Origin of the sequence: Moorena sp. SIOASIH (assembly GCF_010671925.1) — a bacterium.
In the GTDB taxonomy this organism is placed as follows: domain Bacteria; phylum Cyanobacteriota; class Cyanobacteriia; order Cyanobacteriales; family Coleofasciculaceae; genus Moorena.
Genome location: NZ_JAAHIH010000010.1, coordinates 36,631 through 62,554, shown reverse-complemented (window position 1 = coordinate 62,554; position 25,924 = coordinate 36,631). Strand labels below are relative to the sequence as shown.

Below are 25,924 nucleotides of genomic sequence, written 5' to 3'. Positions count from 1 at the left end.
AAAATCTTGCACCAAAACCTCAACGGATCTTCTGGGATAAACTCACCGGACCGTTAAGGGTTTCAATTCCAATACTTTTGTCCTGACTTAATACACCTCCAACATTAAAAATGTGATTAACCTTGTCTAACTCTAGCTCTATTTGTGACTGACTCCATCCTAATTCTGCCCCCATCACCTCAGCACAGGTTCTGAGCGCCTCGTTTCCGGGATGACCAGCACTACCCAGTTCTGTCCGCCGGAACACCACATCACCTAATGTTTGAGCCATTTCCTCAACAACCCCATACAAGACTTCAGCTTTGAATACAGCTAAATCATCAGTAGGTGTACAGGAGTGATCTGATCCTCGCTCCAAATATAGCAGTACATCTTGATAGGCACTACCGTAGTTATACACGAGGCGGCGCATTACCTCCTGCCCCAGTCCATAGGGTTGCTTAAGGATTTCCGTCTGCAAAAACACTTCAAATTGTTCGATATGTCCACCGTAAATTGGTGTAACTGATGACAGGGAGTTGGGAGGCTTTTGGCCCCATGACCGAAATACCTGGTCAACGACTTTCTCAGCCACATCTCTGGCAGTGGTATATTTCACCCCAACCACTGAGATCAATCCTGGCAATTCTTCTTTGGCATGATCGAAGAGTTGATAGTGTTTAGCCAGTTGTGGCTCTCCGGTCTCAGTAATGCCAGTTCTAGGAAGCAAGCCACCATGGACGAAAGCTACATCTGCTTGGTTGAGTTTAACCGATGGCCATGCTTGGTTGATGTCATCGAGTAGCTGTTGAATATCCTGTTCAGTAATATTGAGGTTATCCGGGTCTTGATCCCAAACAGCATAGGATGTTCCTACCAGGGATTTACCACGCCAGGGCGCAATAAATAGTAAGCGAGACCCCTTGTTAACTATGGCATCGGAGTCACGATAGTGGTTCTGAGTGGAAATACCCACAGCATAGGTTTGGCAGAGGGGACGGCGAATCACCAGGTTCATGGCTTTGGCCAGGGGAACTCTGGTTTGCTGCTGGGGTTGCTGCTGGGGTTGCTGCTGGGGTTGCTGCTGGGGTTGCTGCTGGGGTTGCTGCTGGGGTTGTTTCAGTAAACTCAATACCCGATTTGTCCATGGTCCGCTGGTGTTGACCACAGTCTTGGCGCGGATGTCGAATTGATTCCCACTTAACACATCTTGCCCCTGAATACCTGTGACCCGATTTCCAGCTTGAAGAAATCCAGTCACTTCTACGTAGTTAGCCACCACTGCCCCAGCTTGCTGAGCTGAACGTAGAAAAGAGAGGGTCAACCGTTCAGAGTTGTAGACCTGAGCATCATAAAAGACTGCTGCTCCAGTTAGCCCCTGGTGAGGAATTCCTGGAAGGAGCTGCTGACACTCCTGCTTAGAGATTACCCGACCATTGGATATGTGTTTTTGGGGATCGAGTTGGCGATTGCGATCGCAACTGATTAGGTCATTGATAGCAAGTGCCACAGATAGCACTTCTTTTCCCTTCATCCCATGGCCGTAGGTGGGAATCAACACTGGTAATGGATGAACTAAGTGAGGCGCTATCCGCATTAAACTGGTGCGTTCATGAATGGATTCACGCATCCGTTTAAGGTCAGCATGCTGCAGATACCGTAATCCCCCGTGGATGGTCTTCAAACTGTTAGCAGAGGTAGCCCCACCGAAATCAGCTTTTTCCACCAAGGCCACTGACAATCCCCTGAGGGTTGCTTCCCAAGCTACGCAAGCTCCATAGATCCCACCACCGATCACTACTAGGTCGTAAGAGTTTCTGGCTAACTCTACTAGGTTCCTTCTCATCAGTTGTCTGGTTACGCTATATGCTCTACTAACTCGTGATGTAGCCAATCATAAAGACTGTTTAATTTTTCCCGAAAAGCCGCATAAGTATGCCTTTTCTCAATCAATTTCTTGCCAGCACTGCCCAGCCTTAGTCGTAGCTTTTCATCAGTGATCAGATCAAGCATTCCCTCTGCGAAAGCTTTGGCATCTGGGCTTCTCAGCAGAGCAACGTGATTGTCTAGCAACTGGGTATGGGTTGGTAAATCTGTGGCTAACAAGACTTTGCCACTATCGAGATAGGAGTAGAGTTTCATCGGGGTATTTTTACCCTTAGTTCTCGGAGAGACTAAAATATCAGCCTGCTCCAGATAGATAGCCAGATGATCAACTGGTTTCGGTCCTAAAAAATGGACATGTTGTTGCATCCCAAGACAGTGAGCCTTATTCGTGTATTTCCGAATGTCGTCCGCTTCTCCACCGATAATGACTAACTCAGCCTGATCAGTCTGCTCAAGGGTCAACGCGAAGCTGTCTAGAAGTAGGTCAATCCCCTGATAACTCTCCAGATTGCCCACATACATCAGGAGGACATTATGGATTCCTAGCTCACGTCTGAGATTACTATAAATAGTACTATACATAGTTACACCAATGTTGAATCTTGAAGTTGAATCTTGAAGTTGAATCTTGAAACTGTTGAATCTTTCAGCAAAATTTTACACAAACATGCACATTTTTACTATAATTATCTTTCCTTACAAAATAAAACGTATTATTAGGGCATCAAAACAATATGTTCTGTTCATCATTATTAACAATAATTATTCAATTTATTTAACTAAAATTATAAAGTCTGGAGGTTTTAAATAGTTATTCTAACTTTAAAGACTTTTTATTAATTTGTTAAAGATTAGAGTTAAGCAACGATATATCTGGAATAACTACAGTTTTCCTTGGCTTGTACTTTTGAATATCTGCTGCCAAAGCATCGCAAACTGAAACCACAACTTTGGCATTCTTCACAGCCAGTCCTTCAAAAAAGTTGAATATTGACGAAAAAATCTGTAGCCAAGGATACTTTTCAATCATTTGTTGGGCTAGAGATGAATCCATGTCATAGATATAGGGAATCTTACACAGGATTTTGAGCCCTAAACCGATAAAGACTGATTCCTCTCCAGCATGAACCAAATCGTAGCGTTTCTTAGTCACTAGGCGAATTACAGCAAGCAACATGAAAAAATCACAGACGATTTTCTTCCAGGAGAAGCCTGGTCGTATATTGCGAACCCAAGGAAGCTTAGGGGTTCGGTATACAGTGATATTTTCATACTTGATGTCACGCCCTTCAGGATAAGTCACGACATCAACTTGGTCTCCCCGTTCAGAAAGCACCTTCAAAACCAGGTTGACTGCGATGGGTGTGCCACGATTCTGATAAAACGGATGAGGAGCGAGTAATAGAATGTTCATCCTACTGACATTTCGTTCATCATAGGAGACTGGTTTATTATCCCAGACAGTCAATTTATCCCTGCTGCTTTTGACCTCAAGCCGATCAGTTTTGCTCTTTAAATACACGTTGATCTCCCTCTATCTTCAAAGCACCCTGAGCCAGAGCGCACCATTTATAAGCCACATTGATTGAAACTTCACTATTGCTCAGTAAGTTTCCGGTAGAGCTTAAAAGAATTTTACAATAACCAGTGGTTAATTTCAGCTATGACTAACAGCCCTCACTGAGCAAGAATGTATGACTCAATGGTAAACACCGATACAAATGGATTAAATAATGCTTTCACTAGAAACTCAAACTGCTCCTAATTTATTCCCTGAGGATGAACCCTACTGCCCAACTAAGTGTTATGCAGAACTGGTTTGAAGGGATTTTTTATCGAAAAAAAATCTATTTTAATTAGAACCTAAATAAATTCTCCAAATCAACTTGTAATCTGGAGCTTAATCAAATCTTGATGAGAAACTTCATATAATCTTTACAAATTTCAAATCTTCAAGAAATCCCTTTGGTTGGTGGCTAAGCTAATATGCATTTAAATTTGAGTACGAGCCACTTGTGCAAAAGCTGGTCTAGCATCTGAGCATCTCCCCAGGGTGCATCTCCATGCATGCAATTAGGCAAAAATTCGGGCGAAAATTCCCACACTTCCCACACTTCCCGCGCCCGGGCCCCACACTCCCGACACTCCCGACACTCCCCCTCACAAGGGTAGGTTTTTTACGAAGGGGCGGAATGGTACTTTTATTGTCTTGATCCCAAGCGCGAGTGGGGGAAACCACGGCAAAGCGCGAGTGGGGGGAACCACGGCAGTTGCTCATGGCGCATGGGTCTGTGTGCGGAACCTGCGTCCGCACCGCTGTTTGCCCCGTGGAACGGCAGTCGCTCATGGGGGAAACCACGGCAGTCGCTGGGGGAACGGCAGTCGCTCATGGGGGAGACCACGGCAGTCGCTCATGGGGGAAACCACGGCAGTCGCTCATGGGGGAGACCCCCTGTTCCCTTGCTGCCTCCCCTGTTCCCTTGCTGCCTCCCCTGTTCCCTTGCTGCCTCCCCTGTTCCCTTGCTGCCTCCCCAAGACCGCACTGCCTCCCCTGTTCCCTTGCTGCCTCCCCTGTTCCCTTGCTGCCTCGCTACGTACAAACTCCGAAAAATATGTATTATATTATACTTTAATTGCCGGGATAATTCTCCCCATCTCCCCATCTCCCCATTTCCCTTCGATCGGATCTGACGAAATCTCTAAATAGATAAAACTCCTCTTATCTCCTCTTATCTCCTCTTATCTCCTCTTATCTCCTCTTATCTCCTCTCCCCCCACCCTCCCCACACCTCCCACCCTCCCCACACTCCCCGTTTGACCCTAAATGTAAAAAACCTACCCCTGTGAGCTCCCCATCTCCCCATCTCCCCATCTCCCTATCTCCCCAAAGCACCCCCATTCACAATTTAAATGGGTGAATGGGGGCTGATGATACTTTGGTTAGCCACTAACCAACTTGATTTGCAATTGATATCACTAAGGTTGTTCAACATTAGAGGACACCACTTCTCTGACCCGATAAATCGGTCTTCCCTGAGATTCGTGGTAAGTACGCATCAGTAGTTCTCCGAGTAGACCAAGACTAAACAGTTGTACACCAGTCGAGATCAAGAGTACTGCCAAGATCAGTAAAGGGCGATCCCCGATATCTTCATTCAGACCTAGCTTGAGAATGGTCAGATAAGCCCCAATGATTATGCCCGTGCCTAGGGAACTCAGACCTAGTAATCCAAATACATGCATGGGTCGGGTGAGGAATTTCTTCATAAAGAAGATGGTCAACAAATCCATTAGCACCCGGAACGTTCGCCCCAGACCATACTTACTACTACCATAGCGACGAGCATGGTGACGCACGGGTAACTCGGTAATTCTTGCCCCCTCAATAAATGCCAAGGCTGGTAAAAACCGATGTAACTCACCGTACAGGTTCATGTCCGCTACCAATTCCGAGCGATAAGCCTTCAGAGAACAGCCATAGTCATGAAGTTTAACCCCAGTGGTGCGTGCAATCAGCCAGTTGGCAATTTTGGATGGCAGTAAACGAGTCACAGCTGCATCCTGTCGATTTTTACGCCAGCCACTAACCAAGTCATACCCTTCCTCCAGTTTGGCAAGCAGCATGGGAATATCAGCTGGATCATTTTGTAGGTCACCATCTAAGGTAACAATGGCACGACCCCGAGCATAATTAAACCCAGCTGCCATCGCAGCGGTTTGACCATAGTTGCGACGCAAAATTACCCCTCGCAAATTAGGGCGGGAGAGGACTTGTTCCTTGAGCAGTTGGGTTGAACCATCTGTAGAGCCATCATCGACACAAATAAGCTCATAGCTGAGCTGAGTATCGGTAAAGGTGGATGCGATCGCATCAATCAGGTGGGGCAAACTCTCCACCTCATTGTAGATTGGTACCACCACTGATAGGTCTGGTGTTATGTCAGAGCCAGACCAGTTCTGGGCATTTAATTGCCCTTGTTTAATTAAGGAAATTTCCATAGGATGCCCCAGGTTGAGTAATATCCAATCCGGTTTAAACTGTAAGCATATGTTATTGATTGTCTAATCTAACTTTTGGGGATATGTCAAGGCATTGGGCACATTTATAGCGCTACGCGCAAGTCCGCAAGTGAAAAGTCAGAAGTCAGAAGTAACCTATGACTAAGTTTCGGAGTTTAGGAATGTCCTAATATGAATGGGTAGTGCTATACCAGGGTAAACGCATCTTATTTTGAAATGCCTACTGGATATGAGATTCATAGGATAAGTATTTTTGCTTATTAATTTTGAAATCTTTTAATAGCTATGAGAAACGCTATAAAAGTTCTTTGATAGTGTCACAAACCTGAAATCTGCTGCGTCAATGTCAATAAGCACCCTACATTCTCAATAATCTCGGAATTATTGAGAATGTGATTTGAGAAATCTGAACAATCCTAATGGCAATTCGGCTTCGCCGACGCGGGGCGCGTTCGCAACGGTTTATTCTTTATTGCTCAAAATACTAGGTGCGCTTTCCGTGATGGCGTTCGCGTAGCGTGACCTACGGTCAAGGGATTGCTCGCCATCACGGGTCGCACCTGTTGAAAGTTTAGCGATTTAGTAGAACAAATGTACTTATTTTGAGCTCTATTTTTCCTAATTCTAACAAAAATTGGTTTAATTAGATTTTTTCAAGTTACAATCTATACCAAATTTAGATGAGCTTACCACCCTGGGCACATACCAGGCTACCAGAACTGGAGTTATGTCAGCTACAGTCTGGAGACACATCCTTAGCAGTCACCATAGCTCAGCGTTAAAAGTCAACAATTAGGCATAGGCAAGGGAATCCTGATGAATCAACTACAGCAGTCGGAAATAATTTGTGAAACGCTGACCTTGGCAGAATCAGGTGTTCAGCCCTTTGGATTTTACAACTCAGATCGGATTGTTGTAGAGCAGGTATTCTCAAATCTCCCTTCCCTAAAAAAGGTAGCTATTAGCAGGGTTGAAAAATTAACCGAAGGAAAAAATAACCAAAACTTTAAAGTTTATACAGATAGTGGAGTTTTTGTTATAAAAATTTGTCATAGATCAGAAGTGCAGGGAATTAACAGACAAGTAGAATATTCAATTCTTAAAAAAGTATATCGTGCAGACCTTGGAGTGAAGCCGATCGCATTTGACCCCAAAAACAACTCAATAATTACTGAATTTATTGATGTGCCAGTCTGGACTTTTAAAGAAATCAGAACTGCAGCAGCACTGAATAGTTTTGGGGAATCTATCCGTAAAATTCATGAACTTTCACCGATTAGTCATACCTATCATATTAAAGATTTACTTGATAGATACTGGCATTCATTAAAAAAATCTAATGATACAATAAAAAATTTCAAAGTGTTTTTTGAAACAATACGAAATAAATTAGATGCGTACCATCAATCTAGTGACATCAAGTTTTGCCATAATGATCTTTACTACGGAAATTTATTGAAAGGTCAAAAAAATACTATATTTATGGACTGGGAAATGGCTGGAATGAATGATATTTATTCTGATCTCGCTGCATTTATCCATTTCCACCATCTCGATAACCAGCAAACTGAGCTGTTTCTTCAAGCATACTCAAAAATATCTCTGAATAGAGATAAACTCGCCATCCACCAGGATGCCATCCTGCTCAGGGAATTACTATGGGTTCTCACCAAATTGCAAGAAGGCCATACTGACCATTTTTATGCTGATTATCGGCAACGATGTTTAAAAGCTGTTATGAATAAGCAGGCAAAGCTCTTATAAAAATACCATGGAAAAAGTTGTTATGATTTCAGGTGCTAATCGCGGCATAGGCAAAGCAATTGCACTCAAACTCTATGAATATGGCTTTCTTCTCAGCCTTGGCGTCAGAGAGTTAGATCGGGTAACCAAAGATATTCTAGGACTGCCAAAGGATAAGGTGTTATTGGTTTCCTATAATTCAGCTTATCCAAATACAGAACATGAATGGATAAAAAAAACACTCGATGTCTTTCATAGGATAGATGGCCTAATTAATAATGCTGGCATTTTTCATTCCGTGGATATTGAAGATGATAATGAGGAACTACTCGATAAAATGCTGGATGTAAATACAAAAGCACCGATACGTCTTACACGTTTGGTTTTACCGTATTTGCGTCAGAGCAGTGAAGGCCGGATTATTAACATTGTTTCCAACGGTGCTAAATACATTGAAGACAGTAAAGTTGGCTATTCTATCAGTAAGTTTGGATTTTTAGCGGCATCACATGCCATGTTGCATGCCGCTAAAGAAGATGGTGTAAGAGTAACGGCGCTTTGCCCAGGATGGGTTAACACAAATATGGTAAAGGACTCTTCTCCTTTATCCCCAGAAAAGATGATTCAACCAGAAACTATAGCCGATATAGTGCTGATGTTATTGAATCTTCCTAATACAGTTGTAATCCCTGAATTAATTGTTGATAATGCATGAGGATATTGAGATGAAAAACATTTTGTTATTAGGTTCGGGTGTGTCAGTTGCTCCTCTGTGCGACTATCTGAATGAACGAGGCTATCACATTACTGTAGCCTCTAGGAATAAGATGACTGCAGAAGAAATTGTCAATCAGCATTCAAGGCGCAGTTTCTCTCCTATTGACATTGATCGGTCAAATCCTGAAAATCAGGCTCTTGATCAATTGATTAAAGAAAGTAGTATTGTCATCAGCTTTTTACCCGGTCCCTATCAGCCCCTTGTGACAAAATACTGTCTGGAACATAGTGTGTCATTGATCATGACCTGCCATATCGGCTACTTGTTCAAGACTCAGCAAGAATTCGAACAATTGGATCAACAGGCAAAAGAAAAAGGCATTGCCATTGTGACAGAGGCTGGCACAGATCCTGGATATGGCAGCATGATCGGTAAAAAGCTCATTGACGATGTGCATGCTAAGGGCGGAGAGATTATCGATCTCTGGTATCATGTTGGTGTACTACCCTGTAATCCTAATATTAATCCGTTTGGTTATAAGTGCTTTTGGGCTCCTAAAAAATCTATTTTTGCTTCGGTTAAGATCAAAGATGGCTCTGGAGACTGGATCAAGGACTCCCAGATACCCCTGATTCCAGGAGACAAAGTTTATTTAGAAACTAGAACGGTTGAAGTTCCCAATATAGGGACATTTGAATCTCGTCCAAATTCAGATTCTGGAGCTTATCTATACCCTAAGGTTTACGGTATTGATAATGTTAGAAACTTCTATCATGGAACATTAAGATACCCCGGTTGGGGAGAGACCTTACAGGGATTGATTGATCTTGGCTTCTCAGATACACAATATCGCCCTGAGCTGCTTCAGAAAACTTATCAGGAAATTGTGCTAGAACTGTGTGGCAGCACAAATGGTGATGCTAAAGCGTTGGTTGCTCAGAAATTGGGTATACCAGTTTCCCATGATATTATCATGCGCTATCAATGGCTGGGTCTGTTTGAGGACAAGCGGATTATTCCCCCCAAAGATTCGCCCTCCTATTGTGATGTAATCTCTGACTTACTGGTTCAGAAACTGGGCGTTTATCAGCCAGGGGATACAGAAAGGGATCAAATTATCATGTATTACGACATGCTCGTGCAATACCCCGACAAAAAAGAACGCATCATTTCTATAACCAATCCTTCTGCTAAACAGGGTGACCATTACTCCATCTGTTCACAACTGACTTCCAAGACCGCTGCAATGATTGCTAGAAGATTATTGGAAGGTTCCCTGAATCTTACAGGTCTGAAATATCCCACTATTCCTGAAATTTATGAGCCTGTTCTACAGGAGTACGCAGAGGAAGGGATTAGAAGTAAAGAAACCGTATTAGCAGCTTAACATCTGCGTAAGCATTCAGCTGACCGCTGACCGCTGACCGCTGACTGCTTACGATTCAACTGACTGTAAAATCCCATCTTCTAACTGATAAATTGCTGTCATAATCCCAGTTTCTGGATTGTTCAACAGAGATTTTTTGACCTGTTTTAAGTATCCTAATATATTGCTGCGTAAAATAGGTTTCTCTACTTTCAGGGTGTGACGGTAATCCCAAACATCCCAAATCAATAAACCGATACCAGCCAGGGGATCAATTATACTTGCTCCTAACTCTGTTGCCACTAAACCACCGGTTTTTGCGGCCATTTTAGTGGCCGCTTTGCCAGCTAGTTTGGTGCTAACTTTACTGGCTACTTTTCCTCCCATGGAAACCAGAATAGGTTTAGCTACTAAGTAACCACTACCGCCAATTAACAATTTTAGGGAAATATTGGATAAGTTTCCTTCTGTATCATTAATAGTAGTGGAAATTTCGTTAATATATCTATCCCACTGACCTTGAGGAATTTGATATTCGCTTTGGATGTCACTAAGATTGTTGCCCAACTCAGCCATATATAATTCAATCGTATCATTCGTTATTAGTTCCATCCTCATTTGAGCATTCTGAGGAAGCAGTACTCGTTTAGAAAATTCTTTTTGGAACGTCTCGGTAAGTTTTTCGTCAATTGCTTCCTTGCCAGAGGGGAGGTTGGGATTGATTTGATGCATGATAGCCGACGCTCCCCACATAAAAGGAACTGAAAGCTCCATCTTTTTCTGATTGAAATAATCAAAATACCAGTCCAAAAAACTATCCACACGAGGGATTAACTCGGCTTCCCAAACATCTAACTCCTGGGCGGCAAACGCTTCAGCACTGGCGTGAGATTGTTTGACGGCATCAGCAACTGCTTGATTAACTTTACTAAAGTCGGGACGAGGTTCAATAACAACTGTTGATTCAGTCGAGGGGGTAATTTGAGCAGGATTGGTCGAATGGGGGATTATAAGTTTGCTGACTAAGGGAATGAATACAATAATAATTACTACAGTCCAAATCAGTGGAGCGACTGACTTAATTAGTTGGGTAAAGGCTTGGAGGCGCTCTGTCTTTTGAGTATAAGTTACTTCCTCTGGTTTGACAGAGGCTGTTTCTGATTGGCGCTCCTGTTCAACTCTTGAATCTTGATCAATTTCCTGACTCATTAGTGATTTCTCCACTGATTTATGACTACTATTTTATAGTATTGTAATCAATTTTTTGGTAAGCTATCAGCTATCAGCTATCAGCTATCAGCTATAGCCAAGGGAACAGGGAACAGGGAACAGGGAACAGGGAGCAGGGAGTAGCGATGCAGCGCGGTCTTGGGGGTTTCCCCCATGAGCGACTGCATCAAGACGGGAGTAGGGAACAGGGAACAAAAATTCGCACAATTCCTACACGGATTGCTATATCAGCTATCAGCTAATGCCCATGCTACTTGAGGTGCTATCAGCTATCAGCTAATGCGCTACGCGCACGCTACTTGAGGTGCTATCAGCTTGTGAATAAAATAGGTAAGCTTTGGCCTTTGGCCACGCTACGTTAGGTCCGATGCGTCGAAGCCTGTGCCACAAACTAGAAGCCTGTGCCACAAACTAGAAGCCTGTGCCACAAAGCTGACGGCTGAATGCTGACGGCTGAATGCTGACAAGCTCACTGGCGATCGCTTAGATAATAGCGATTACCCAGGTACAAAGCTGCTGCCATAGCTAGTCCTGGCAAGGTAATAACCGCTGCCCAAGGAGAGCGTAACCAATTCACTTGCTCAGCTCTTATGTAGTTAATAGACTTCTTGTACATACAAGATTCAGCTGGACTAACTGAACCCAACAAAACAGCACTGGCAATTCCAGTAGTTGATAGGAAAGCAATTAAGGTTAATTTGGGTTTGAGCATTGTTGAGATTCCCCGCTACTGTCACTTCGGTAATTTTTTTTAGTTTAGCTTTGTTTATCCGATAGCATCGGTTTGTGAGTAGGTATAAATAGGCTGTTGAAGGTTGAACGCGATCGCGTGGGCTTTTGGCCAAGCTTAGCTGGTTGAAGAATCAAAATCTCCCCCATCTCCCCATCTCCCCATCTCCCCATCTCCCCCATCTCCCCATCTCCCCCATCTCCCCATCTCCCCATCCCCCCATTTCCCCATTTCCCCATCTCCCCACCCTCCCCACCCTCCCCACCCCTGAGTGCCTCGCTCAATGTTACCTGGTCTGGAGGAAACGGGAAATCTATAAAGTGAGTCCGGTTGAATTGGTCGCTGAGGCTCTATACCCTCACCTAGCTATGTCACCTATGAACACAACTCCTCCCAACATTAAAGGCTATTGCATCACTGACCTGGTCTACCATGGGTCGAGAACCCTAGTTTATCGTGGCACTAGGAACTCAGACCACACACCAGTAGTACTAAAACTGCTTAATAAGCCCTACCCCAGCTTCCAGGAACTTGTCCAGTTCCGAAATCAGTACACCATTGCCAAAAATCTTGACCATCCCGGAATTATCAAAATCTATAGCTTGGAGTCCTACTACAATACGTTGGTATTGGTGATGGAAGACTTTGGTGGCATCTCCCTGGAAGAGTATACCACTGATAGCTTGCACCAAAGACCGATAACGGATCAGCTAGAGCATCCCGGTATGCTTAGTGAGCAGTCACTTCAGCAGGACTTACGCAAGTGCCCCCTAAATCCCCCAATTTTGGGGGACTTTGACATCATTACCCCCCAAAATTGGCAAAACCAACTAAACTTCGTAAGTCCTATTCAGGAATTTCTCGACATCGCAATTCAAATCGCCTCCATCCTGGACGGACTCTATCGCCACCGAGTGATCCACAAAGACATCAAGCCTAGCAATATCCTGATTAATCCCAGCACCAGTCAAGTCAAATTCATCGACTTCAGTATTGCCTCCCTACTCCCGAAACAAAGCCAAATCCTGACTAGTCCTAACTGCCTCGAAGGTACCCTGGCTTACCTGTCTCCGGAACAAACGGGACGGATGAATCGGGGCATTGACTACCGCAGTGACTTTTATTCGACGGGGGTAAGCTTCTACAAGCTGCTCACCACAGAGTTACCTTTTAGCACTACTGACCCCATGGAGTTGGTTCACTGTCATATTGCTAAACAACCATTAGCTCCACACCAGCTTAACCCCGCTATTCCCCCACTCCTGTCCCAAATTATCAGTAAACTGATGGCTAAAAATCCTGAAGACCGTTATCAGAGTGCTTTGGGACTCAAGTATGACCTAGAACAGTGTTCCTATCACTTGCACAGATTTGGCACGATCGCTGGGATTAAGTTGGGCAGTCGAGACATTTGCGATCGCTTTGTAATTCCGGAAAAACTCTACGGGCGTCAAGCAGAAGTAGATACCTTACTCGCCGCCTTTGAGCTAGTCACTCAAGGAGCTACAGAAATGATTCTGGTAGCTGGCTTTTCCGGGATTGGTAAAACCGCTGTGGTCAATGAAGTCCAAAAACCGATTGTGCGGCAGCGGGGTTACTTCATCCAAGGTAAGTTTGACCAGTTCCAGCGTAATATTCCCTTTAGTGCCATAGTCCAAGCAGTGCGGGACTTGATGGAGCAATTACTCACCGAAACTGATCGCCAACTGATGCAGTGGAAAGCACAAATTCTGTCTGCTTTGGGTGAGAATGGTCAAGTGATGGTGGATGTGATTCCAGAATTAGAAGGGATTATCGGTAAACAGCCAAAGGCTCCAGAACTTTCCGGTACGGCGGCCCAAAATCGGTTTAATTTGCTCTTTAGTAAATTTATCCAAGTTTTCAGCACCAAGGAACATCCCCTGGTGATTTTCCTCGATGACTTGCAGTGGGCAGATTCGGCTTCGATGAAGTTGCTGCAATTGTTGATGGCAGAAACTAATACCATACATCTACTGCTAATTGGTGCTTATCGAGATAATGAGGTAAATCCTAGTCATCCGTTGATGCTCACTTTGTCCGAGATGGCCAAAGTTGGCGTCCCACTGAATACAATTACCCTCGAACCCCTGAGTAAATCTGACTTAAACCATCTGATTGCGGATACCCTGACTTGTGGAATAGAACTGGCAAAACCCCTAACCAAACTAGTAGCTCAGAAAACTAAAGGAAATCCCTTCTTTGCCACCCAATTCCTGAAATCCCTCCATCACGACCGATTAATCACCTTTAATTTTGATCAAGGGTATTGGCAGTGTGATATTGCTCAAATTAGACGCTTGGCCCTCACGGATGATGTGGTTGAATTTATGGCACTTCAGTTACAGAAGTTGCCAAAAGAAACTCAGGATGTCTTGAAACTAGCGGCTTGTATTGGCCACCAATTTGATTTGGATACCCTGGCGATTATCCATGATAAATCCCCCATGGAGACAGGGACTTATTTATGGCAATCCCTGCAAGAAGGGTTGGTTTTACCCACCACTGAAATTTACAAATTATTCACCGTTAATAGTAATTTACCATCGAGCACTGAGGAAAAATTCCGCCAATTACCAATCCCCAATCCCCAATTCTCAATCCCCTTATGCGCTACGCGCACGCTACGGGAACACCAATCCCCAAGTTACAAGTTTTTACATGACCGAGTGCAGCAAGCGGCTTATTTTCTGATTCCGGAAGACCAGAAACAGTTAACCCACCTGACCATTGGACAACTGCTGTTGAAAAATATCCCCACAGCAGAACGAGAAGAGAAGATTTTTGATATTGTCAATCAGTTGAATTATGGTGTGGAGTTAATCACCGATCAAGCTCAGCGAGATGAATTAGCTCAATTAAATCGTATTGCTGGAGAAAAAGCGAAGGCGGCGACGGCCTATGGGGCGGCTTTTAAATATTTAACAGTAGGTCTGGAACTGCTGGGGGAAAATAGCTGGCAACGTCAGTATGACCTAACCCTAGCCCTATATCAAGCTGCCGCCGAGGCAGCATACCTCAATACCGACTTTGAGCAGATGGAGCAAATGGTAATGGTGGTGTTGGCACAAGGGAAAACACTACTGGACAAAATCAAAGCCTATGAAGTCTCGATTGACGCCTATAAAGCTCAAAACCAGAGTGAGCAAGCCATTTCCACTGGGCTGCAAGTGCTGAAATTATTGGGGATAGAACTGCCCCAACAGCCCAGTCCAGAAGATATTGGGCTGGCAGTACATCAGACACAGTCAGGTTTAGAAGGTAAAGAGATTGAGGACTTAATGAATTTACCGGTGATGACCGCACCGGAAAAACTAGCGGCGATGAGTATCCTCTGGCGACTGATGCCAGTTGCTTATCTGACCAATCCTCTACTGTTTTCGTTAGTGGTTTTGAAAGAGGTCAATCTCTCCCTCCAAAATGGCAATTGTCCTGTGTCTGCTGTGTCCTATGCAGGTTATGCAGTCATTCTCTGGCAGCTCTGTGGAGATATTGATGGCAACTATCGCTTCGGTCAACTGGCTCTGAGGTTATTAGCACGGTTCAATGCTAAACAGCTTAAATGTACAGTACTGTTGGTGGTCAATTTCGGAACAAAACCCTGGAAAGTGCATCTGAAAGAAACATTAACCTCTTTGCTAGAAGGTTACTCTGTAGGGGTAGAAACTGGAGATTTTGACCAATCTGCCTTCTGTGCAACGTTCTACTTAGAACATTCCTTGTGGCTCGGCTTGGAGCTGGCTGAGCTTGACCAGACCTTTGCCAAATATCATCAAGGGATTGATCAACTCAAGCAAGAGATGCCACGTCAGTTTACGGCCATCAACTGGCAATTGGTCTTAAACTTGCTAGGACAAGCTGAAAATTATTGCTGTTTCAAAGGTGAAGTCTACGACGAAGAGATTATGCTCCCACTCCATCAGGAGTTCAATAACCTCAGGGCAATTTACACCCTACACCTGTACAAATTATTCCTCTGTTATCTATTTCAGGATTATCAGCAAGCTTGGCAAAATGCCACCATTACCGAAAATTATTTAGATGGAGCACCAGCCGTTTTCATTGTTGCCGTTTTCTATTGGTACGATTCTCTAACTCGCTTAGCTCTCTATCCTGAACAGAATCAAGCTCAACAAAAACAAAGTTTAGATAAGATAGCTAAAAATCAAGACAAGATCAAAAAATGGGCAGACCATGCCCCGATGAATTATTTGCACAAATTTTATTTAGTAGAAGCGGAGCGCTATCGTGTTTTGGGTGAAAAGCTTGAAGCCATAGAGTATTATGACCGCGCCATTGCTGGAGCAAAGGAAAACCAATACATCCAAGACGAAGCCCTGGCTAATGAACTGGCGGCTAAATTCTACTTGGAGTGGGGTAAAGAAACCATTGCCCAAGCCTACCTGAGTTGTGCCTACTATGGTTATAGTCACTGGGGTGCAAAAGCTAAGGTGGAGGATTTGGAAATTCGCTATCCCCAATTTCTCGGTTCCATTCTTAGCCAGAAAACTATCAATCTCACCAGCAGGGAGACGATCACCAACCTCACCACTGAAGGGGTTAATACCACCACTACCAACGGTTCAACCGCTTTGGACTTGGCTACGGTGATCAAAGCATCCCTTGCCCTGTCTGGGGAAATCCAGCTAGATAAGTTGCTCTCCAGGTTGATGCAAGTGCTGATGGAGAATGCAGGCGCTGACAAATGTGCTCTGATTTTGGTAAAAGGTGACAGGTTAGTGCTCCAGGCTATGGAAACCGCTAATCAACTCGCTTTAGTGCTATCTATGCCAGTGGAAGAAAGCCCAGATATTCCCCAAAGTGCGATCAATTATGTTAAACGGAAATCGGAAACCTTAGTCATCAATGATATTACTGTTGAGACTATCTTAGCTGCTGACCCCTATTTTATCCGTCAGCAACCCCGGAGTCTGATGTGTACTCCCATCATCAATCAAGGTAAACTAATTGGCTTACTTTATCTAGAAAATAATCTCACCAGTGGAGCCTTTACTTCAGACAGATTAGAAGTCTTAAATCTGCTCACCTCCCAAGCTGCTATTTCCATAGAAAATGCTCAACTTTACAGCAATTTAGAAGAGAAAGTTGCCGAACGCACTGCTGAATTAGCAGAAGCCAAACAAGCGGCTGATGCGGCTAACGAAGCTAAAAGCGAGTTCCTCTCTAGCATGAGTCATGAATTGCGTACTCCTCTCAATGGAATTCTTGGCTATGCTCAAATCCTGAAGCGAGACCGGAATCTAAGCAACCACCAAATCGATGGTTTAACTATTATTGAGCAAAGCGGCAACCATTTGTTAACTCTGATCAACGATATCCTCGACCTATCTAAAATTGAAGCTCGCAAAATGGAACTTTACCCCAGTGACTTACATTTTCAAACTTTCATCGAAAGTGTGGTAGCGATTATTCGCATGCGAGCCTTAGAAAAAGATATCTTGTTCAAATACGACCCTGTGGGCGATTTACCCAATGGGATTCAAGCTGATCAGAAACGGTTGCGACAAATATTGATTAATCTCTTGGGCAATGCTGTCAAATTCACTGACCATGGTCAAGTCACCTTGCGAGTTAGCTTAATTGAGCAACAACACACTGCTTCAATTATCACTACTTCTATTATCACTACCTCAGTTATCCGTTTTGAAGTCATTGATAGCGGCGTTGGCATGTCCCCGGAACAGTTAGAAACAATTTTCCAACCCTTTGAACAAGTGGGTGATACCCAACGGCGCTCTGCTGGCACTGGCTTAGGCTTAGCTATCTCTAAGCAACTGGTGGAGTTAATGGGGGGTCAACTGATGGTAACCAGTGAATTAGGTAAAGGGTCTACTTTCTGGTTTGACATCCCCTTTCCTATCGTCAAAACCGTTACCAACGCCAAACCGGAAATAGTGGGTCAAATTAAGGGCTACAAGGGTAAACCATGCCAAATCTTGGTAGCGGATGACCAACTGGAAAATCGCTTAGTTTTGCTGAACATGCTCGCACCGATCGGCTTTGATATCGTCACCGCCGAGGATGGTGAACAAGCAGTATATATGGCGGCTGAACTTCACCCCGACCTGATTTTGACTGATTTAGTCATGCCAGTTAAAACTGGCTTTGAAGCTGTTAACGAAATCCGACAAATTCCTGAAATTAAAGACATACCCATCATTGCTGTCTCAGCTAGCTTCCTGGATATGGATCAGAACAAGAGTAATATAATCGGCTGTCAAGCTTTTGTGTCCAAACCGATTGACCAGAATAAATTATTGGCTTTATTGGGGCAATATTTACCGATTGAGTGGGTGTATGAACCAATTGATGACATGGGTTTGATGAAAAATGGCACGATCTCAGGTCAGACAGCAGCAATTATCCCGCCGCCCCTTGAGGAAATGGAAGTACTCTACGAATTGGCCATGCTCGGCAGTATGAAAAAGATTCGCGAGCGAGCTATCCTCATACAACATCTCCATGAAAACTATCTGCCTTTTGCTAATAAACTCAAAGATTTAGCGGATGGATTTCAAGAACAAGAGATTTTGAGTTTAGTGGAAACTTATATGAATTGAGCTATCAGCTGTCAGTAGGGAGTAGGGAGTAGGGAGTAGGGAGCGGTGCGACCCGTGGCGAATTTAATTCGCCTACGGAAAGCGCACCGAGGGAACCGGGAATCGGGAATCGGGAGTCGGGAGTTGGGAGTCGGGAGTCGGGAGCGGTGCGACCCGTGGCGAATTTAATTCGCCTACGGAAAGCGCACCGAGGGAATCGGGAGTCGGGAGTCGGGGAGAGTAGTCAAGGGTTTTCATGAGCTATTTAGAAATACTATAACTGTGTGGCAGATAAATAATTTGGTCTTGATATTCCCTTTCCTCAAGGGGTGACAAGGGGGCTGTAAACTAGAGAGAGTAATGCTTTAAGCAAACCCTAAGCCCAAAAAATCGGGAGGTCTCTGTAGCCTCCCCCAAAGCAAATATGTTTCCTGGCCTTTCGGCCACGCTACGCGAACAATTCTACCAGACGGTGTTGGAGACTCATCTGACTCCTGGCCAATATCTAACACTACAATTGTTAATTTTACTTTTACAAAGGTATCGAAATGTACGCTTGTCGGACTTAGCTGAACGATTTCCTCAGCCGATAAAATATCCGAGTCGAGTACGAAGTCTGCAAAGATTTTTGGATTTACATCAATTAAGTGCCAAACTTTTGTGGTTTCCCATAATCAAGCAAATTATAAAACAATAATTTTCCCCTCATATTGCTAATCTAAAACAAATAATACGAAGCCAAAAACTGAAGGTAATTCATCAAGGATATCTACTATTAATTATCGACAGGACTCAATGGCAAGAGCGAAATTTAGCGATGCAGCGCGGTCAAAAGTGCTCGCTTCAATAAATATATATGGGTCAGTGGGCGGAGTGACATTTGAAGGATTTATTCGGAAAAAATTAGTCCCAAAACTTTGGGATAATGCCTGTGTGGTTATGGATAATGCCAAAATCAATTTGGGAGAAATGGTAAAATAAGTGATTGAAGAAGCTGGAGCCAAATTAGTTTATTTACCCCCCTACTCTCCCGACTTTTCGCGGTGCGACCCCGCGCTTTTTCAAAGCTAAGCGTGAACGCGCACCAAGAGAACCGATAGAAAATTTTTGGTCAAAAGTTAAAAGTACTTTGAAAAAAATCGGAGCAAGAACCTATACAGATTTAATTGATGGGATTACCTCCGCAATGCTGAAGGTGACTCAAGAAAATATTCGTAACTGGTTTACTCATTGTTGTTACTGTACCTCATGAGTCCTAGAAACGCTATAATATTATTTATAAATTTACTTGAACTATTGTTCAACGAGGGTGGAGGGTATAGTGCGAGCGCTCTGCGCTCGCACTATACCCCTGTTCATTCTCAATAAGCCTTCCGTGAGCTTCTCTAATTTTAGCCCTAGTTGGTATATTATTTCAAGGCAAGTCCCTAAGTCCCACTATTAGTTTTTGATCCACTCAAGAGCTTGGTCTTTTTCTTGCCAATAGAAATGCTTAATATCCATTTTAGGATAAACTGTCTTGCTAGCAAAAACAGTTAGCATACCCAACCAAAGCTCTTTGCACACAATTACTTTTTTATAGTAGACATTTCGATATCGACAGCCAAATTTGAAATCCTCTAGCACACCACTTGGAGTTGTGCCTCTAAAATTTTCAACTTCAACATACATTCGTAACTTATCGTAAGATTTCAATTTTTCTTCAGTTACAGTTGCTAGTAGCTGAATATCATTTTTTTCAAGTTTGTTGCTAATATTTATACCAAAGATGTAGTCATATTCCATAGGTATAACCTTAATCATGATTATTTCCTTATTTCGTTAGTTACAGTTGCTAGTAGCTGAATATCACTTTTTTCAACTTGGTTGCTAATACTTATACCTTATACCAAAGATATAGTTATATTCCATAGGTATAGCGGTTTTTAAACTAGTAAGGTACAATTTTTTTGCTTTTAGGGAGCAGGGAGCAGGGAGCAGGGAGCATTAAATTCGGAAGAGGAAAGAGGTAAAAAGTTTTGTGTACCTCATTAGGATAAAAACCGCTATATAACCTTAATTATGATTATTTCCTTATTTCGTTGCTTGGTCAAGATACTTCTGGAGTTTTTGAGCTAGTATCTGGACATGAGGATATAAGATCATATCACCATGATTTCCAGGAACCTGACAAACCTCAACTGGTTGGGCAGACAACTTATTCCAACCCCAGGTTAAATCTGTTGAACTATATTTATGATAACTGCTATCCCATTTTGCTGTGAGTTCAACTATTTCTTGAGCCTTGAAAAGAACAATTGGAATAGGATAGAGATTCTGTGTTGGCTGATAATTATGCAAAGCTTCATTAGTGGATTTAAGCACATCTAACAATGCCCTAACTTGATTGATATTTACTTGCGCAGATATAGCACCACCTTTAACAAGCTGTTCCTTGAAGTATTGGGTTTGCTCATCCAATGATAAAGAAGCTAAATCTTCAGCAGAAACTTGCTTTAAATTTATTCCCGTAGTTTCTTCTATTTCAACTACCATATGGGATATCAGAGCGTGATAGCCTTGCGCTTTGACAATCGGAAACTCAGGAATTGGTGGACTTTGGTCAAAAATAGCCAGTATACCTACCTCATTATTCTGCTCAGTTAGCTGTCGAGCCATCTCAAAAGCTACTCGAGCTCCTGCTGAATGACCACCTAGGAAGTAAGGACCTTGGGGCTGAATTGTTTGTATTGCTTGGATATGTTTGTAAGCTATATCTTGAATTTGATTCAGAGGCGGTGATTGGCCATCAATACCAAATGATTGTAGTCCATAAAAAGGTTGGTTTGGATCTAAATACTGGGCTAATTGAGAAAGATAGGAAACTGTTCCCATGGCTCCTGGTACACAAAAGAAGGGAAGCTTAGAACCATTGGGGGCGATCGGAACTAGATTATATTGGTGTGTATCTCCTATGTAATCAGCAAACATGACAGGGGTAGTTAAAGTTGATAGAATCTCGGTTGATAGAGCAGCAATGGTAAACTCTTCGGTCAATTTGCTAATTGGAATATCAACTTTTAGCTGACTTTGAAACCGACTTCGCAATTCAACAACCATCAAAGAATCAACTCCCATCATACTTAAATTTTGTTCTACATCTATTTCTGAAGTAGTTATTCCCAGAACCCGAGCAACTTCAGCTTGAAGGTGCGCCATCAATATTTTTGGTTTTTCGTTATTTGAAACTGCTTTGAGCTGCATTAAAATCCCATTACTATCAGTTTCTGCGTTCTCTTCTTTTAATTGTGTTTCGGTTGTTTCAACTACAATTTCTTCTAGAAGTAACCGCCGTTTTCCTGTTTGGTACAGTTGTTTGAATAAACTCCAATTGATATCTGCTACTACTGTTTGGGTTTTGCTACTAACCAATAACCGCTCCAAAGCTGCTATCCCTTGTGTGGGAGATAAGGAGTCTACACCTCTTTTGCTCAACTCCCTTAATTCTTCATCACTAGCCATGCCACCACCAGCCCAAGGGCCCCAATTTATACTGAAACTGGGTAATCCTATAGCTTGACGGTAATGGGCTAAACCATCTAAGAAATGGTTTGCAGCTGCATAGTTAGCTGTAAGACCTGAACCCCATACTGCAGCAATGGAAGAAAAGTTGATAAAAAAGTCTAACTCTCTGTCTTGAGTAAGTTGATGAAGAATCCATCCACCCACGACTTTGGGAGCTATGACTCTTTTGAATTCAGTTAGCTCTATCTGCTGTATTGGCTGATATCCTCCTACACCTGCAGCATGAACAATTCCTTTGAGTGGTGTCATAGAGGAGTCTATTTGCTCAAATAATTTTTCCAGTTCTTCAACATGACACACATCAGCTTGAGCTACTATCACTTCGACTCCTTGTTGTTTTAAATGATTAATAGCAGCTTGTTTCTTTGGTGAAGGTTGACTGCGTCCAATTAAAACAAGATGTCGAGCGCCCTTTTCCACCAGCCATTGGGCTGTATGTAACCCTAAAGCTCCCAGTCCTCCTGTAATCAAATAAGTCCGATCTGATGATAATGATACTGGTTGAGCAAATTCGGAGGCTGATTGCTTTACTAGACGAGCTACATAAGTCTGTTCTCCTCGTAAAGCTAGATGGTCTTCCTCTGAACTATTCACTAGCAGTTGCAGTAGCATTTCTACTTCCTGTTCTGTTTTTTGTGGGTCTAAATCTACCAATCCTCCCCACAGTTGCGGATGTTCTAAAGACACTACTCTTCCTAATCCCCACAATGGTGTTGCTGCTACTGCTAGTTTCTCTTTGTCTGGTGATACAGGCTGCGCCCCCCGAGTGACTACCCATAGTTGGGGGTACTCACTGTTTTTGAGCACTGTCTGTAACAGGTAAATTACACTGCCACATCCCCACAGTTGAGTTTCCTCCAACTCCTTAACCGTTAATTCTTCTGAGGTGACTACATCTAAACTCCACAGATGAATTGCCTTTGTCAAGGGCTTTTGACTGGTTTCATCGAGCCCTTGATAGAGTTGTTCCCACTCTTGAGCTACACAGGGATTGAGTTCATATTTTCCTGGAGCCAGTTGCTCATATTTTCCGCCTCGATATACCAAGCTACATTCATGTCCTTGTTCTTGTAATTTGGCAGCTAATTTTTCTGCTACTCCCGTGCTGTCTGCTAGGATTAACCAATGATGGCTTAATTGAGAGCTGATTTTTTCCTGACTGGGAGCTACAGGTTTCCACTGCACCTGATATAACCAATTTTTGATTGTTGCTGCTGCCAATTGTTGCTGATATTGTTGGGCTAATACCTCCAATATTTCCGGTAACAATTTTTGCTGGGAGGGGGAGAATTTTACCACTTGTTCTAATTGTTGAGCTAGGGCTTCTGTTTCTCCTTGACTCAGCAGGTTAAAGATGGCTGTATTACTATTTTCTGATGCCAACCTCTGGCTTTTTGGTTCGGTTTTTTCCCTGGATTCTACCCAATACCGTTGCCGTTGGAAGGGATAAGTGGGCAAGACTACTTTCTTTTTGCTCGACTCTGGCTCAAGTTCTAACCAATCTACCTTGGTTCCTCGTACATATAGTTGCCCTAGGCATGAGAGCATTGACTGCCATTGATCTACTCCTGGACGTAATGATGGCAACCACACACCACTGTCTTCTGGCAAACACTGACGTGCCATACCTAATAAAATTGGCTTGGGTCCGATTTCGAGGAAGATTTCATAGCCGAGTTGGTGCAGGGTCTCTATTCCTGAGGCAAATTTGACTGGTTGCCGTGTATGAGCTGCCCAATATTGAGCTGTGGTGAGGCTATTGTCTGCTGTGGTACCTGTGAGGTTGGAGATGATTGGTATTTGGGGTTGATGGTAGGTAGGTTGATGGGCTAATGTTTCTAATTCTGCTAATATTGGTTCCATTAATGGTGAATGGAAGGCGTGGGATACAGTTAGTTTTTTGGTTTTGATGCCAGCAGATTCTAGCTGAGCGACTATCTGTTTGACTGCTGATGATTCACCTGATATGACTACACTTTCCGGTCCATTAATGGCGGCTATTCCTACTTGTTCTGTGTGGGGGGTGACGGCTGCGGTTACTTGGTCGATTGAGGCCATAACTGACACCATTTCTCCCCCTGGGGGTAGTTTTTGCATTAATTTGGCTCTGGCTGCAACCAGTTGCAGAGCTTCTTCATTACTCCAAATTCCTGCTACTGTTGCTGCGACATATTCTCCGAGACTGTGACCCATGACTACATCTGGTTTGATTCCCCATGATTGCCATAACTGGGCTAGGGCATATTCGATGGCAAATAGGGCTGGTTGGGTATAGGCTGTTTGGTCTAGTAGTGATGGTAAGGATTCAACATCTGTCTGAGGGTAAAGAATGTCTAAGAGGGGATGTTCTAGTTGGGTTCTGAGAATTTCACCGCATTCGTCTATGGCTTCACGGAAGACTGGTGCTTGGTCGTAGAGTTGTTTCCCCATGTTGATGTATTGGGAGCCTTGACCTGTGAACAGGAAGGCTATTTTGGGGGCACTGCTGTTGGGGGAATTTTGTTCGGAATATACTAGAGATGTTTCTGTTCCTGTTTGATGTTGTTGCAGTTTTTCGGCTAATTCTTCTTTGTTGGTAGCGATCGCTGCGAGACGGTGAGGGAAATGTGCTCTGCCGGTTTGGGCGGTGTAACAAATATCTGCGAGGGTTTGTGAGCTATGGGTTTCTAGATGTGTAATATAACGAGCTACTAATTCAGTGAGTGCTGAATCTGTTTTGGCTGAGAGGGTTAATAGCTGAACTGGAAGCTCCGATATCTCTTCTGTTTTCACTTCAGGTGGGGCTTCTTCCAATACTGCATGGACGTTTGTTCCACCCACACCAAAAGAACTAACGCCAGCTCGGCGAGGAGTACCATTGCTTTTCCATTCAGATAAAGTAGTGTTAACGTAAAAGGGACTATTGGCAAAATCAATCTGGGGATTTGGTTGTTCAAAGTTCAGACTGGGGGGAAGTAACTTGTGCTTGAGAGCTAGTACAGTTTTGATAAGTCCTGCTACTCCTGCTGCTGTATTGAGATGTCCCATATTTGTTTTAAGTGAACCAATGGCACAGAAACCTTTCTTTTGTGTATTCTGTTGAAAAACTGTTTTCAAGGCTTCAATTTCCATAGGATCGCCTAGTTCTGTTCCTGTACCATGAGCCTCTATATAGGTAATACTCTCTACATCCACTCCAGCGATCGCCTGAGCTTCTGCAATAACTGCTGATTGACCCTCCACACTAGGCGCAGTGTAGCCTAATTTAAAAGAACCATCGTTATTAACGGCTGAACCCTTGATAATGGCATAGATAAAATCTCCATCTGCAATTGCATCTTCGAGTCCCTTGAGGAGTACAATGCCAATGCCATTACCAGGTACTGTTCCCTTAGCTCTAGCATCAAATGCTCGGCAGTGGCCATCTGGAGATAGAATCATCCCCTCCTGATACAAATATCCAGCCTGGGGAACTTGGATGGATACCCCACCAGCAAGAGCCATGTCACATTCCCCGTTTAGCAAACTTTGACAGGCTATGTGAACAGCAACTAATGAAGTTGAACAAGCGGTTTGAATATTTACAGCCGGTCCTGTTAAATTCAGCTTGTAGGCAGCGCGTGTTGCGAGATAATCTTTATCATTAGCCAGCATTTGTTCAAACGAGCGACTGGTTACTTCAGAAAAATCATAGTTAGAATACAGGTTATTTAATATATAAGTGTTGATACCAACACCGGCATAAATCCCTATTAGACCTTCATAGGTATTTGGATCGTAACCGCCGTTCTCTATTGCTTCCCAAGCACATTCAAGGAACAGCCTTTGTTGCGGATCCATCTCCTCAGACTCTCTAGGACTATACTCAAAGAAATTAGCATCAAACATATCTATGTCTGAAATAGCAGCGCTAGCTTTTACATAGCTAGGATTATTAATCAGTTTTTCCTTAATTCCATAGTTGGACAACTCTTCTGTTGAGAAAAAGGATATAGATTCCACACTATTTTGAATATTTTGCCAAAATTGATCCAGATTTTTAGCTCCTGGAAAGCGCCCCGACATCCCGATAACTGCAATATCGTGATTATAATTAGTCTCCATTTCCTCTAAATCCTCCATATTTTTTT

The 25,924-nt window shown here is 43.3% G+C and carries 17 protein-coding genes and 1 pseudogene; 7 read left to right on the top strand and 11 right to left on the bottom strand.

Annotated elements, in window-relative coordinates:
* Positions 1-19: 19 nt before the first annotated feature.
* The 3 genes from F6J90_RS41020 to F6J90_RS41010 form a co-directional block, all read right to left on the bottom strand.
* Positions 20-1,825: a glycerol-3-phosphate dehydrogenase/oxidase gene (locus F6J90_RS41020; RefSeq protein WP_293107972.1), complete on the bottom strand. Its 1,806-nt coding sequence runs from the start codon at positions 1,823-1,825 to the stop codon at positions 20-22.
* Between the two features lie 11 nt (positions 1,826-1,836).
* On the bottom strand, positions 1,837-2,448 hold the full coding sequence (locus tag F6J90_RS41015) for a glycosyltransferase family 4 protein (protein ID WP_293107969.1): 612 nt from the start codon (positions 2,446-2,448) through the stop codon (positions 1,837-1,839).
* A gap of 262 nt (positions 2,449-2,710) precedes the next feature.
* Complete coding sequence (locus F6J90_RS41010) at positions 2,711-3,280, bottom strand: glycosyltransferase family 4 protein (protein WP_293107966.1); 570 nt, start codon at positions 3,278-3,280, stop codon at positions 2,711-2,713.
* A gap of 931 nt (positions 3,281-4,211) precedes the next feature.
* Here F6J90_RS41010 and F6J90_RS41005 point away from each other — a divergent pair.
* Positions 4,212-4,499 carry a hypothetical protein gene (locus F6J90_RS41005; RefSeq protein WP_293107963.1) on the top strand — a complete coding sequence of 96 codons (288 nt, stop codon included), beginning with the start codon at positions 4,212-4,214 and terminating at the stop codon, positions 4,497-4,499.
* Positions 4,500-4,842: 343 nt separating this feature from the next.
* On the opposite strand, the gene F6J90_RS41000 is transcribed toward F6J90_RS41005, so the two are convergent.
* Positions 4,843-5,865: a glycosyltransferase family 2 protein gene (locus F6J90_RS41000; protein WP_293107960.1), complete on the bottom strand. Its 1,023-nt coding sequence runs from the start codon at positions 5,863-5,865 to the stop codon at positions 4,843-4,845.
* A gap of 837 nt (positions 5,866-6,702) precedes the next feature.
* Here F6J90_RS41000 and F6J90_RS40995 point away from each other — a divergent pair.
* Genes F6J90_RS40995 through F6J90_RS40985 form a run of 3 tightly spaced genes read left to right on the top strand, consistent with a single transcriptional unit; the run spans position 6,703 to position 9,734 of the window.
* Positions 6,703-7,650, top strand: coding sequence for a phosphotransferase (locus F6J90_RS40995; protein ID WP_293107957.1), 948 nt, complete (start codon positions 6,703-6,705; stop codon positions 7,648-7,650).
* A 7-nt stretch (positions 7,651-7,657) separates the two neighbouring features.
* Positions 7,658-8,344 (top strand): SDR family NAD(P)-dependent oxidoreductase, encoded by a 687-nt coding sequence (locus F6J90_RS40990; protein ID WP_293107955.1) that lies wholly within the window; start codon positions 7,658-7,660, stop codon positions 8,342-8,344.
* A 10-nt stretch (positions 8,345-8,354) separates the two neighbouring features.
* The gene (locus F6J90_RS40985) at positions 8,355-9,734 is read left to right on the top strand and encodes a saccharopine dehydrogenase C-terminal domain-containing protein (RefSeq protein ID WP_293107952.1); all 1,380 of its coding nucleotides are present in this window, start codon (positions 8,355-8,357) and stop codon (positions 9,732-9,734) included.
* A gap of 48 nt (positions 9,735-9,782) precedes the next feature.
* Here F6J90_RS40985 and F6J90_RS40980 read toward each other — a convergent pair whose 3' ends face one another.
* The 4 genes from F6J90_RS40980 to F6J90_RS40965 form a co-directional block, all read right to left on the bottom strand.
* Positions 9,783-10,922, bottom strand: coding sequence for a hypothetical protein (locus F6J90_RS40980; protein WP_293107949.1), 1,140 nt, complete (start codon positions 10,920-10,922; stop codon positions 9,783-9,785).
* An 87-nt stretch (positions 10,923-11,009) separates the two neighbouring features.
* Complete coding sequence (locus F6J90_RS40975; protein ID WP_293107947.1) at positions 11,010-11,150, bottom strand: hypothetical protein; 141 nt, start codon at positions 11,148-11,150, stop codon at positions 11,010-11,012.
* 262 nt (positions 11,151-11,412) lie between these two features.
* Positions 11,413-11,655: a hypothetical protein gene (locus F6J90_RS40970; RefSeq protein WP_071103478.1), complete on the bottom strand. Its 243-nt coding sequence runs from the start codon at positions 11,653-11,655 to the stop codon at positions 11,413-11,415.
* 44 nt (positions 11,656-11,699) lie between these two features.
* On the bottom strand, positions 11,700-11,888 hold the full coding sequence (locus F6J90_RS40965) for a hypothetical protein (RefSeq protein ID WP_293107942.1): 189 nt from the start codon (positions 11,886-11,888) through the stop codon (positions 11,700-11,702).
* Between the two features lie 162 nt (positions 11,889-12,050).
* Between F6J90_RS40965 and F6J90_RS40960 the strand changes: the two genes are divergently transcribed.
* The gene (locus F6J90_RS40960; protein WP_293107939.1) at positions 12,051-18,272 is read left to right on the top strand and encodes a hybrid sensor histidine kinase/response regulator; all 6,222 of its coding nucleotides are present in this window, start codon (positions 12,051-12,053) and stop codon (positions 18,270-18,272) included.
* Between the two features lie 72 nt (positions 18,273-18,344).
* On the opposite strand, the gene F6J90_RS40955 is transcribed toward F6J90_RS40960, so the two are convergent.
* Positions 18,345-18,509, bottom strand: a complete 165-nt coding sequence (locus tag F6J90_RS40955; RefSeq protein WP_293107936.1) for a hypothetical protein — start codon at positions 18,507-18,509, stop codon at positions 18,345-18,347.
* Between the two features lie 166 nt (positions 18,510-18,675).
* Between F6J90_RS40955 and F6J90_RS40950 the strand changes: the two genes are divergently transcribed.
* The gene (locus tag F6J90_RS40950; protein ID WP_293107933.1) at positions 18,676-18,948 is read left to right on the top strand and encodes a hypothetical protein; all 273 of its coding nucleotides are present in this window, start codon (positions 18,676-18,678) and stop codon (positions 18,946-18,948) included.
* 38 nt (positions 18,949-18,986) lie between these two features.
* Positions 18,987-19,503: pseudogene (locus F6J90_RS40945) on the top strand (transposase); the annotation flags it as partial.
* 188 nt (positions 19,504-19,691) lie between these two features.
* Here the strand turns inward: F6J90_RS40945 and F6J90_RS40940 are convergent.
* A complete protein-coding gene (locus F6J90_RS40940; protein ID WP_293107930.1) occupies positions 19,692-20,054 on the bottom strand; it encodes an STAS/SEC14 domain-containing protein in 363 nt (120 codons plus the stop codon).
* A gap of 270 nt (positions 20,055-20,324) precedes the next feature.
* Positions 20,325-25,898, bottom strand: a complete 5,574-nt coding sequence (locus F6J90_RS40935; protein WP_293107927.1) for a type I polyketide synthase — start codon at positions 25,896-25,898, stop codon at positions 20,325-20,327.
* Positions 25,899-25,924 lie beyond the last annotated feature (26 nt).